Consider the following 11,259-nt stretch of genomic DNA (forward strand, 5'->3'; position numbering starts at 1 on the left):
CCGCCAGCACGCCGCGCCGCGAGAACACGTGGCGCGACGTGCCCCGGGTCGTGCGGGAGCAGGACGCGCCAGCGAGCGCGCGCCGGACGGGAGGCGCGTGGTCAGCCCGCACCGCGCCTCCCGACCGCAACCGGGTCGCCTGTCACGCGCACAGCCGCCAGCACGCCGCGCCGCGAGAACACGTGGCGCGACGTGCCCCGGGTCGTGCGGGAGCAGGACGCGCCAGCGAGCTCGCGCCGGACGGGAGGCGCGTGGGCAGCCCGCACCACGCCTCCCGACCGCCACCGGGTCGCCTGTCACGCGCACAGCCGCCAGCACGTCGCGCCGCGGGAACACGTGGCGCGACGTGCCCCGGGTCGTGCGGGAGCAGGACGCACCAGCGAGCGCGCGCCGGACGGGAGGCGCGTGGTCAGCCCGCACCACGCCTCCCGACCGCAACCGGGTCGCCTGTCACGCGCACAGCCGCGAGCACGTCGCGCCGCGGGAACACGTGGCGCGACGTGCCCCGGGTCGTGCGGGCGCAGGACGCGCAAGCGGGCGCGCGTCAGTCGCGCGGGGCGACGTTCCAGGAGTCGATGACGGGGCGGCCGTGCTCGTAGCCGAGCGAGCTCACGGTGGCGGTGCCGAGCTTGAGCACGGCTCCGTCCTGCGGCGCGAGGCGGATCCAGGCGGCACCGAGCGCGCGGAGCACGTGTCCGTGCGCGACCACGATCGCGTCGTCGCCCTCGGCGAGGACCGGACGGACGCGGTTCAGGACCCGCTCGACGCGGACCCGGACCTCGGCGGCGTTCTCCCCCGGGGTGTCGCCGGCAGGGACCCCGTCGGTCCAGAGGTCCCACGGGCCGTGCCGCTTGACCTTGATCTGCGGGGTGGTCAGGCCCTCGTACGCGCCGTAGTCCCACTCGTACAGGTCCTCGTCGAGCTCGGGGTCGACGCCGACGAGCGCAGCGGTGTCCCGCGCGCGCTGCAGCGGGCTCGAGAGCGCGAGCGCGAAGGTGCGGTCGGCGAGGTACCGGCCGGCGCGCCTCGCCTGCTCGATGCCCTCGTCGGTGAGCGGGATGTCGGTGCGGCCGGTGTGCTGACCGCTCTTCGACCACTCCGTCTCTCCGTGGCGGACGAGGACGAGTTCGCCGGGGCGTTCCGAGGTCATGTGTTCCTTCCGATGAGCAGGCCGAGCGCGGCTGCGCCGACCGAGACGACGAGCATCCCGAGGCCGTTCAGGACGGCGGTCCGGGTCTTGCCGGATCGGAGGAGCTGCACGGTCTCGACGCTCGCCGTCGAGAACGTCGTGTACCCGCCCATCATGCCCGTCCCGAGCACGGCGACCACCGAGGGGCCGAGGGCGCCGGTCTCCCCGAGCCCGGTGACGAGCCCGAGCACGAGCGATCCCGTGACGTTGATGACGAGCGTGCCGAGCGGGAAGCGTCCGAGCGCGGTGCCGTCCACCCGGGCCTTGACGGTGCCGTCGAGCCAGCAGCGCAGCGCCGCGCCGACCCCGCCGCCGAGGGAGACCAGCAGGAGTCCGAGCAGGGTCACCGGGCACCCCCGCTCCGAGCGCCCCGGGAGCGCCGGGCGCCGGCGACCCACGCTCCCGCTGCCGCGGCGGCCAGCCCGAGCACCACCGACAGCAGCGCGTACCCGGTGCCGGCGCCCCACCGCCCGACGTCGAGCAGCCGGGCGGTGTCGTCGGCGAGAGTCGAGTAGGTCGTGAAACCACCGAGGACGCCCGTGCCGACGAACAGGCGGAGCGCCCGACGTCGGCCGAGGTCCGGACCCGCGTGCGCGAGTGCCTCCAGGAGCACCCCGAGGCAGAACGCTCCGACGACGTTGATGCCGAGGATCGTCCAGCTGATGCCGTCCACCGCGGGGAACGCTGCGGCGAGCGCAGCCCGCACCCCGGTGCCGATCGCACCGCCGAGCGCGACGAGTCCGAGGTACCGCCAGCGACGGTGCGGGGGCCGGTCGGTCGTGCGGGTGTCCACGGACGTCAGTCCACCAGGGCGGCCACGCCCTCGACCTCGACGAGCTGGTCGTCGTAGCCGAGGACGGTCACGCCCGTCAGCGTGCTGGGCACGTCGTGGTCCCCCATCGCGGCCCGGACGACCTCCCATGCGGCGACGAGGTCGGCCCGGTCGGACGACGCCACGAGCACGCGGGTGTGCAGGAGGTCGCCGAGTCCGGCGCCGGCCGCGGCGAGCGCCGTCTCGAGGTTGGCCATGCACCGAGCGGCCTGGGCACGGTGGTCCCCCACGGCGACGGTGCGACCCTGCTCGTCGAGCGGGCAGGCCCCGGCGAGGAACACCAGTCGGGCACCGGCAGGCGCGGTGGCGGCGTACGCGTACTCCGCCACGGAGCTGAGTCGGTCGGAGCGGATGAGCTGCACGGCGCTGGTCACCCTGCCAGCCTGCCACGACCGGACCCGCGGGAGCGTGCCCGCCGCCCGCGGGGCCGGCCCGGAGCCGCCCGTGTGAGCGGACCCTCAGCGTGCGACGGGGTTCGCCGTGCGACCCGCCCGGATGAGCGAGTCGGTCTGCGCCGACAGGTCGACCATCTGCAGGGTGTTCCGCAGCTGCAGCCGGTTCAGGCACGAGTGCTCGAAGTCCGGCACGCGGAGGTCGATCGGCCGCGCCCGTCCCGCCGCGGCGTCGTCCACGCAGGAGCCGACGAGCCGCCAGAAGACGCGGCCCGGCAGGACGCCGTCCTCGTCGAGGATCGCCGCGAGGTACCGGAGCACCCCGTCGAACACGTCGGTGAAGACGCCGAGCGCCGCCTCGTCGTCGTCCACGGGGTGCACGATCCGCTCGATCCCGGCGGGCACCGGGACGTCGCCGACGACCACGACCTCCTCCCCGATGTCCTTCATGAACACGCGGGACACCGCACCGTCGCGCAGCACGAGCACGAGGTTCTCGCCGTGCGGCATGAACAGCAGCTGGTGCTCGGTCAGGCAGTGCACGACGGGGCGGAGGTACGCGTCGAGGTACCGCTCGACCCACGACGCGGCGTCGAACCCCGACTCCGCGACGAGCGCAGCAGCCACCGACCGACCCCTCGCGTCCCGGTGGAGCAGCGCCGCCATGGTGATCGGCCGCTCCCCCGGCTGCAGGCGCGGCACCGGGCTCTCCCGCCAGAGCGCCGCGAGCATCTTCCGCTGCGGTGCACCCTGCTGCGCGGACACGGCCCCGATCCGGTGCCAGACGTCCCCGGTGTACCCGATCGCCGCGTGCTCGCGCAGCACCCCGAAGCCGGCGTCGGCCAGGACCGGATCGGACCCCACGAGGTCGGCCACCCAGTCGTTCACCGCGGGCGCGGTCCGCATGTACGCCGGTGACATCCCCCGCAGGAAGCCCATGTTCTGCACGGCGAGCGCCGTCTTGACGTAGGACCGCTCCGGCCGGGAACGGTTGAACGCGGTGCGGATCGACTGCTGCGGCTGGTGGTCGTCCGGCCCCTCGCCGAGGTCGACGAGGTCCTGCCGCCCGAGGTCCGGGGCGAACGTCACCGCGATCCGGTGCTGCCACTGCCAGGGGTGCACCGGGAACCACGTGTACTCCGCGGGGTCGAGCCCGCGTCGGTCGAGCACCTCGTGGAAGCGCGCGACCGTCGACGCGTCGAGCTCGGCGTCCCAGTGCTGGTGCTCGGACCGGTCCGCGGTGAGCGCCAGGTGCGTGTGCTCACGACGGGCTGCGAGCCACCGGTACCGGAAGCGCCCGCCGGACTCGGGGGCGAACGCGCGGTACTCGTCGAGCCCGAACCCGATCCGCCCGTTCGCGGCGACGAACGCCGGGTGCCCCTCGGTCATCGCGGCCTCGGCGTCCTGGAACCCCGCGACCACGTCGCCGTCCGACCGGCCGCGGGCGAGCTGCGCGGCGGAGGGGCCGCCGCGCCGGTGCTTCGCCGCGGCGCTGGCGAGCGTCGAGGCGATCTCCTCCAGGTACGTCCCGAGGAGGGCGTCGGGGATCCCGAGCTGCTCGTGCAGCGCGAGCACGAGGTCCTGTGCATCGAGCGGCGCCGGGACGCCCGCGCGGCTGCGGGTGAGCGAGGCCTCGTCGACGACCCAGTGCTCGAGCGTGTGCACCCGCGCGCGGAAGCGGTAGGTCGAGTCCCCGGCGTCGAGCACCCAGCCCGCACCGTCGGGCCGTGGGGCGACCAACCGTTCGTGCGTGAACTCCGCGATCGCCTTGGCGACGAGGTGCCGCTCGGCCGGCTCGAGGTGCTCCGGCCGCAGGTGCGCGGCGGGTCCGTCGTCGTCGGGCGTGCCGATCCGGCCGATGTCCAGGACCGACAGCAGCGCGCGCTTGCCGTCGACGTCGACCTCGCGCAGGACACGGAACCCGACCTCGGCGTTCTTCCGCTGCACCGCCGTGTTGCGCACGTCCGGCTCGACGACGACCCGCTGCGCGCCGAGGGCGTCGCGGCAGTGCTCGACCACCGCTCGCATCACGGCACGTGTCAGCCCGTGGACACGTCCCTCGTCGGGCGGCGGAGCGACGAGCAGGTGCATGCCGACGTCGCCCGGTTCCGCGTCCCACACGTCGGTGAGCAGCACGACCGCCGGGTCGTAGGTCTCCGCGTACGCGACGGGCTCACCCTCCCACCGGAGCACCCACCCCGCCTGCGCCGGGTCCTCCTGCACCGAACGGAGGTACGTGCGGACCGCGTCGGTGTCGTGGTCGGTCATCGCCCACCACGACGACGCCGGCGCGGCGAGCCACGCCTGCACGACGGCGGCGTCGCGGTCCGGGACCACCGGGTGGACGGACGGGAGGCCCGTGGTCGCCTCCGCCCGTGCGGCGACGGTCGCCGGGGCGCTCACGACGCGGCCCCGGCGGTCGCGGTCCGGCGGGCTGCCGCGGCTGCGGCCCTCGCCGGGGCGTCGGCGACGGGACCGGTCGTGGCGGCCGGGCCGGTATCGGCCGCAGCGTCCGGGCCGGTGCCGGCCGTGCGGACCGGAACCGGCCGTCCACCGGGCAGGCCGAACTCCTGGAAGGCGATCCGCTCCTCCAGGCCGTACACGGACCGCCCCGTGACGGAGCGGATGATCGAGGCGTTCCGCCACGCCCCCATCCCGAGGTCGGGGGCGGTCAGACCGTGCGTGTGCTCCTCGGCGTTCTGCACCCAGATCCGTCCGCCGAGGGTGTCGACGTGCAGGTCGCGTGCGACGGCGAACCGACCGCGGTCGTCGCGGCGGACGAGGTGCTCGACCGGGGCGAGGAAGTCCGGGTCCCGCGGTCGGTACCCGGTCGCGAGGACGAGCCGGGCGACCTCGTGCACCGCCTCGGTGCCGAGCTGCCCGTGTCGGAGGGTCAGTCGGAAGCGGTCCCGCTCGGGCAGCCACGCAGCCGCGACGACGCTGGTGTCGGTCCGGAGCGTCGTCGGGACCGGCCCGCGGGCGCTGATCCGGTAGAGCGTGTCGTAGACCTCGTCCACCAGGTCGGCGCTGATGCCCTTGTACAGCCCCCGCTGCTCGCGACCGAGCCGGTCTCGCACCTCGCCGGGCAGGGCGTGGAAGTGGTCGGTGTACTCCGGGCTCGTCATCTCGAGCGTGAGCTTGGTGTCCTCCATCGGGAAGAACCGGGGCGATCGGGTGATCCAGTCGAGGCGGTAACCGCCGTCGCGGATGCCCTCGAGCAGGTCGCGGTAGACCTCGGCCGCGGACTGCCCGCTCCCGACCACGGCGATCGAGTCGGCGCTCCGGAGCGCGTCACGCGCCGGCAGGTACCCCGCGGAGTGCACGACCGGTCCGTCGAGGTCGCGGAGCGCCTCGGGCACCGCGGGTTCCGTGCCGATCCCGAGCACGACGTGCCGGGCGACGTACCGCTCGGACCCGCTCGGGGTCTCGGCGTGCACGGTGAACAGGTCGGTGTCCTCGTCGTGCTCGACGGCGACGACCCGACGGCCCCAGCGCAGCGTGTCGAGCCGTTCGGCGGCCCAGCGGCAGTAGGCGTCGTACTCCACGCGCAGGGGGTGGAAGTCCTCGCGGATGAAGAAGGGGTAGAGCCGCCCGGTCTCCTTGAGCCAGGCGAGGAACGAGAACGGCGACGTCGGGTCCGCCATGGTCACGAGGTCGGCCAGGAACGGGACCTGGATGGTGGCGTCGTCGAGCATCATGCCGTGGTGCCAGGCGAAGCCGTCGGCCTGGTCGAGGAACACGGCGTCGAGGTCGTCGATCGGGTCGGTCAGGCAGGCGAGCCCGAGGTTGAACGGGCCGATCCCGATCCCGACCAGGTCGAGGACGCGGCCGGCACCGTCGCCGGTGTCGCTGGTCCTGGTGCCGGTGTCGCTGGTCCTGGTGCCGGTGTCGCTGGTCCTGGTGCTGGTGGCGCTGGTGCTGGTGGCGCTGGTGCTGGTGGTGCTGGTGCTGGTGCTGGTGGTCACCGGGTCGCTCCCGTCGTCGTGCCGGCCGTGCTGGGGACGCCGCTGGCGTGCAGGCGCGCCGCGGTGTCGACCACGTGGTCGAGCGCCGCGACGACCTGCGTCGTGCTCGTGGTGGGGTTGAGCAGGGTGAGCTTGCTGCACGGACGGCCGTCGATCACGGTCTTCGCGACGAGCACCCGACCCTCGGCGAGCAGGGCCGCGCGCAGCGGCGCGACGAGTGCGTCGGCCTCGGCGTCCGACACCCCGTCCGGCTGCCAGCGGAAGAGCACCGTGCTCAGCTGCGTCGGCGCGACGAGCACCAGGTCCGGGTGTGCCGCGACGTGCTCGTGCACCCGCTCCGTGACGTCGAGCACCGCGTCGAAGGCCCGTCCGATCGCCTCGGCGCCGCTCGCCCGGAGGGTCGCCCAGAGCTTGAGCGCGTCGAACCGCCGGGTGGTCTGCAGGGACTTGTCGACCTGGTTCGGCTCGTCGGCGTCCTCGGGGTTGAGGTAGTCCGCGTGCCACGAGGTCCGGCGGAGGTCCTCCGGGTCCCGCACGAGCAGCGCGCTCGACGACACCGGCTGGAAGAACGACTTGTGGAAGTCCGCGGTGACGCTCCGCGCTCGTCCGATGCCGGCGAGCAGGTGTCGGCGGGTCGGGGACACGAGCAGACCACAGCCGTACGCGGCGTCGACGTGCAACCAGACGTCCTCGAGGTCGCAGACGTCGGCGATCGCCTCGAGCGGGTCGATGCAGCCGCGGTCGGTCGTGCCCGCGGTCGCGACGACGGCCGCGGGCGTCCGGCTCTCGCGCCGGGCGTCGGCGATCGCGTGGGCGAGGGCGTCCGGTCGCATCCGGCCCGCTGCGTCGGCGGCGACGTCGACCACGGCACGTTCCGGCAGGCCGAGCAGCATCGCGGACTTCCGGACGCTGAAGTGGCTCGACGCGGTGGCGAACACGACGAGGTCGTCGAGTGCCGGCGAGCGGTGCGCACGGTCTCCAGCGCGGAGCGGTGCGGTCGCGGCCTGGCGCGCCAGGAGCAGGGCGTGCAGGTTCGACTGGGTCCCACCCGAGGTGAAGACCCCGTCCCCCGTCGGGAAGCCGATCGCGTCCGTGACCCACCGGACCGTTCGACGTTCGATCTCGGTGCCGATCCGCGACTGGTCCCAGGTGTCGACCGACGGGTTGACCGCCGCGAGGACCGCCTCGGCAGCGACCGCGGGCACCGCCACCGGACAGTTGAGGTGCGCGAGGTACCCGGGGTCGTGGAACCAGACGGCCTCCGCGGTGAAGAGGTCGTCGACCTCGGCGACGGCGGCCTCCGCCGACCCGAGCGGTCGGTCGAGGTCGACCGCCGCGACACGCTGCCGGAGGACGGCGGCGGGCGTGTCGGTGGTCGGCGCGGTGACGGCCGCGAGTCGGTCGGCGGTCCGGTCGACCGCGCCCCGGACGACCCTGCGGTACCGGTCGGAGCGGTCGGACGTGAGGAGTTCGAGCAATGGCGTGGAGCTGTTCACGTTAGGTAAGGCTAACCTCACTCCTCCGCGGAACGGAAGCCACACCCGGGGGAAGACCGGTCGTTCTGTCGCGCTCGGCTCGCCCCGGCCTGCCCCGGTACGCTCACCGGGTGACCTGCCCTCCGTCCGCCGCCGACGCCGACGCGGACGCGACCGCCGACGCAGTCGCGACCGTCGACGCCGTCGCGACCGTCGCCGTCATCGGCGCGGGGCAGGCCGGGCTGTCGGTCGCGCACCACCTGCGCCGACGCGGGTTCCGCGCCGTGTCCGGCGCCGGGGACCGCGGCGGGCCGGCCGGCAGGACCGTCGTCGTGCTCGACGCGAACCAGCGGCCAGGAGGCGCGTGGCAGCACCGGTGGGCGTCGCTGCGGATGGCCACGGTGAACGGCATCCACGACCTGCCCGGCACGCCGCTCCCACCCGTCGACCCTGCGGAGGAGGCCCGCACCGCGGTCCCCCGCTACTTCGCCGACCACGAGGCGCGCGAGGCCCTCCCGGTGCTGCGGCCCGTCCGCGTGCGGTCGGTGACCCCGGTCGACGACCGCCCCGACGGGGCACTCCGTCTCGACACGGACCACGGCTCGTGGCTGGTGCGCGCCGTGGTGAACGCCACCGGCACGTGGGACACCCCGGTGGTCCCGGACGTGCCGGGTGCCGCGTCCTTCCTCGGCGAGCAGCTGCACAGTCGCGACTTCGTCGACGCCGAGCACTTCCGCGGCAGGCGCGTGGCCGTCGTCGGCGGCGGGATCTCCGCGGTGCAGCTGCTCGGGGAGATCAGCCTCGTCACCTCGACCGTCTGGTACACCCGGCGCGAACCGGTGTTCCTGCCGGGCGGCTTCGTCCACGAGGTCGACGGCGTCGACGTGGAACGACGCGTGGCCGCCGACGTCCGGGCCGGTCGACCGCCGGCGAGCATCGTGTCGTACACCGGACTGATCTGGACCGGCGCGCTGCGTGAAGCCGCTCGGCGCGGTGTGCTCGAGCGGCGGCCGATGTTCACGCGGGTCCGACCGCACGGCGTCGTGGAGGCCGACGGCACCGACACCTCGGTGGACGTCCTGCTCTGGGCGACCGGGTACCGCGCGGACCTCGACCACCTGGCGCCGATGCACCTGCGCGGCCCGCTCGGCGGCGTCTCGGTCGCCGGTACGCAGGTGACCGACGAGCCGCGCGTGCACCTCGTCGGGTACGGCCCGTCGCAGTCGACCGTCGGGGCGAACCGCGCGGGCCGGGCCGCCGCCCGCGACCTGGACCGCTGGCTCGACACCCACGAGGGCACCCGCGGGGACGGTCGACCGCCGAGTGCTGACGTCGAGCGCTGACCGCCGGACCCCGGACCCCGGACCCGATCAGCGTCTCGCCGAACGGTGCCGCCGAGCAGCCTCAGGCCACCGGGACCGGTGGGAGCTCGCGGTCGGTCTCGGCGACGCGGGTGGCCTTCGCGGCGAGGCCCTGCAGCGGCCCCTCGAGCAGCACCCTGTCGGCGACGTGGCGGAGCGCGAGCCCGAGCCGAGTCCGGGGGTAGGCGAACCGGACGATCCCGCGCGGGATGCCCTGCACGTCGTCCACGAGCGGTCGCATCCAGTCGTCGAACGCCGCGAGCGCACGGTCGAGGTCCGCACGGTCCGAGGAGCGACCCGTGACCGATGCGGCGAGCACGTACCCGCTCGTGAGGGCGAGCGACGCGCCTCCTCCGCCCATGGGCGTGACGCACCACGCTGCGTCGCCGACGAGGGCCACGCGGCCCCGCCGCCAGACGGGCATCCGCACCTGGGTGAGCCGGTCGACGTAGACGTCGTCCGACGTCGCGAAGCCGTCGAGCACACGGCGCGACTGCCACCCGGCGTCGGCGAACCGTTCCTCGAGCCCCGCCTGCACCCCCGTGCGCTCGGCGCCGGTCACCCCGTCGTCGTCGCCGGCCCAGGCCAGGATCGCGCGGGTCGTGTCGTACGGGTCGGGGCGCAGGTGCACCTGGCGTCCACCGACGGCATTGTACCAGCGCCACCGTCGGTCGTCGGAGTCCGTCCGAGGGATCGTCCCGAACGCCATCGTGACGCCCAGGTCCCGCTCGGCGACGTCGCCCGGGTGGTCGAACACCAGCGCCCGGGTGGTCGACCGGACACCCTCGGCGACCACGAGCAGGTCCGCCCGGAGCGTCCGACCTGAGGTCGTCGTGACGGCGACGTGTCCGGGCGCGGTGTCGTCGACGTCGGTGATCCGCTCACCGAAGACGAAGGGCACCTCGTCGGGCAGCGCGTCGCGGACCGTGCGGGCCAGGTCGCCCCGGAGCACCTCGAGCTCGGCGGTCGCGCCGTCCGGCCCCTCGGGCAGGGTCGCGGTCACCCGTCCCTCGGTGTCGACCAGGACGGTCCCGGTCTCGGTGGTGTTCGCGGCACGGACCGCATCCGTCAGCCCCATCCGCTCGAGCACCTGCTTCGCGACGCCGCGGACGTCGACGTTCTGCCCGCCGTCACGGAAGGCCGGAGCGCGTTCGACGACGGTGACGTCCCAACCGGTGTGCCGGAGCCACCAGGCGGCGGACAGACCTGCGATGCTCGCTCCCGAGATCACTGCGTGTGGTGCGGACATGTCCTGCTCCTCGTGTGCTGCGCGGTCGGCTGGGACCGACCGCTCGTGCTTTACAGTGAAGCGACTTGACTGTGGAGGAACCTGGATGCCCGACATCGACCCGCTCACGACGGACTGGCAGGACGACGAGGTCGCCGTCATGCACCACCTCCGGGACTGGGCCGTGGCGTTCGAGGAGCTCGACCGGCACCTCGGCGTGTGGATGGGGATGTCGACGACGGATGCGAACGCCCTCGGTCAGGTGCTGTGGGCCGAGCAGGCGGGCGAGCCGCTCTCCCCCGCGCAGCTCGCCCGGCAGATCGGCATGACGTCGGGTGCGACCTCGGTGCTCGTCGACCGGCTCGAGACGGCAGGTCACGTGACCCGCCACCGCGAGAGCACGGACCGCCGGCGGGTGACCCTGCGCGCGACCGCCGCGGCGCGGGCTGCGAACGAGGCGTTCCTCGCGCTCGCCGGGCGCGAGATCGCGGGCGCCCTCCGCGAGAGCGACCCCACCGAGCTCCGGGCCGCACTGCGGTTCCTCGCGCGGATGACGACGGCGGCGACCGCGGCGAACACGCGCCTCGCGGCGCGTCGGAGCGGTGGTTCGACCACCGCGACCGCCCACTGATCGACGGGCGGCGCCTCGCCGGGAGCAACGGGCTCCGCATCCCCGAGAGCACCGCCTCGCCGCGAACGACGAGAACCCCTCCGGGCCGGAGCTCGGAGGGGTTCTCGGGTGTGGTGACCCCAGCGGGATTCGAACCCGCGTTACCGCCGTGAGAGGGCGACGTACTAGGCCGCTATACGATGGGGC

Annotated in this window: 10 protein-coding genes; 2 read left to right on the top strand and 8 right to left on the bottom strand. The window is 74.4% G+C overall.

All coding sequences use genetic code 11. The annotated features are described in order from the left end of the window. Nucleotides 1-544: 544 nt before the first annotated feature. From PIJ49_RS16465 to PIJ49_RS16495, 7 genes are all read right to left on the bottom strand, one after another. The gene (locus PIJ49_RS16465; protein WP_271827099.1) at nucleotides 545-1,150 is read right to left on the bottom strand and encodes a histidine phosphatase family protein; all 606 of its coding nucleotides are present in this window, start codon (nucleotides 1,148-1,150) and stop codon (nucleotides 545-547) included. After that, nucleotides 1,147-1,536, bottom strand: coding sequence for a fluoride efflux transporter CrcB (crcB, locus tag PIJ49_RS16470; RefSeq protein WP_209682187.1), 390 nt, complete (start codon nucleotides 1,534-1,536; stop codon nucleotides 1,147-1,149). The genes PIJ49_RS16465 and crcB overlap by 4 nt, the downstream gene beginning before the upstream one ends. Next, the gene (locus PIJ49_RS16475; RefSeq protein ID WP_209682185.1) at nucleotides 1,533-1,982 is read right to left on the bottom strand and encodes a fluoride efflux transporter FluC; all 450 of its coding nucleotides are present in this window, start codon (nucleotides 1,980-1,982) and stop codon (nucleotides 1,533-1,535) included. Before PIJ49_RS16475 ends, crcB begins: the two co-directional genes overlap by 4 nt. Nucleotides 1,983-1,987: 5 nt before the next feature. Next, nucleotides 1,988-2,395 (bottom strand): RidA family protein, encoded by a 408-nt coding sequence (locus PIJ49_RS16480; RefSeq protein WP_066654877.1) that lies wholly within the window; start codon nucleotides 2,393-2,395, stop codon nucleotides 1,988-1,990. An 84-nt stretch (nucleotides 2,396-2,479) separates the two neighbouring features. After that, nucleotides 2,480-4,816, bottom strand: coding sequence for a GNAT family N-acetyltransferase (locus PIJ49_RS16485; RefSeq protein ID WP_271827100.1), 2,337 nt, complete (start codon nucleotides 4,814-4,816; stop codon nucleotides 2,480-2,482). Beyond that, nucleotides 4,813-6,228, bottom strand: coding sequence for a lysine N(6)-hydroxylase/L-ornithine N(5)-oxygenase family protein (locus PIJ49_RS16490; protein WP_271827103.1), 1,416 nt, complete (start codon nucleotides 6,226-6,228; stop codon nucleotides 4,813-4,815). Before PIJ49_RS16490 ends, PIJ49_RS16485 begins: the two co-directional genes overlap by 4 nt. Nucleotides 6,229-6,374: 146 nt before the next feature. Then, the gene (locus PIJ49_RS16495) at nucleotides 6,375-7,874 is read right to left on the bottom strand and encodes a pyridoxal phosphate-dependent decarboxylase family protein (protein ID WP_271827101.1); all 1,500 of its coding nucleotides are present in this window, start codon (nucleotides 7,872-7,874) and stop codon (nucleotides 6,375-6,377) included. A gap of 200 nt (nucleotides 7,875-8,074) precedes the next feature. Between PIJ49_RS16495 and PIJ49_RS16500 the strand changes: the two genes are divergently transcribed. Beyond that, the gene (locus tag PIJ49_RS16500; RefSeq protein WP_271827104.1) at nucleotides 8,075-9,196 is read left to right on the top strand and encodes an NAD(P)-binding domain-containing protein; all 1,122 of its coding nucleotides are present in this window, start codon (nucleotides 8,075-8,077) and stop codon (nucleotides 9,194-9,196) included. 61 nt (nucleotides 9,197-9,257) lie between these two features. Here PIJ49_RS16500 and PIJ49_RS16505 read toward each other — a convergent pair whose 3' ends face one another. After that, entirely contained in the window at nucleotides 9,258-10,463 is a 1,206-nt protein-coding gene (locus PIJ49_RS16505) for an FAD-dependent monooxygenase (protein ID WP_209682177.1), read from the bottom strand. Nucleotides 10,464-10,548: 85 nt separating this feature from the next. Here PIJ49_RS16505 and PIJ49_RS16510 point away from each other — a divergent pair, with 85 nt between their 5' ends. Beyond that, the gene (locus tag PIJ49_RS16510) at nucleotides 10,549-11,073 is read left to right on the top strand and encodes a MarR family winged helix-turn-helix transcriptional regulator (RefSeq protein ID WP_209682175.1); all 525 of its coding nucleotides are present in this window, start codon (nucleotides 10,549-10,551) and stop codon (nucleotides 11,071-11,073) included. Nucleotides 11,074-11,259 lie beyond the last annotated feature (186 nt).

Source organism: Curtobacterium uvaldense, assembly GCF_028307415.1.
Lineage (GTDB): Bacteria > Actinomycetota > Actinomycetes > Actinomycetales > Microbacteriaceae > Curtobacterium.

Coding starts and splice junctions, on each gene's coding strand:
- PIJ49_RS16510 (WP_209682175.1), top strand. CDS start 10,549: ATGCCCGACATCGACCCGCTCACGACGGACTGGCAGGACGACGAGGTC.
- PIJ49_RS16465 (WP_271827099.1), bottom strand. CDS start 1,150: ATGACCTCGGAACGCCCCGGCGAACTCGTCCTCGTCCGCCACGGAGAG.
- PIJ49_RS16505 (WP_209682177.1), bottom strand. CDS start 10,463: ATGTCCGCACCACACGCAGTGATCTCGGGAGCGAGCATCGCAGGTCTG.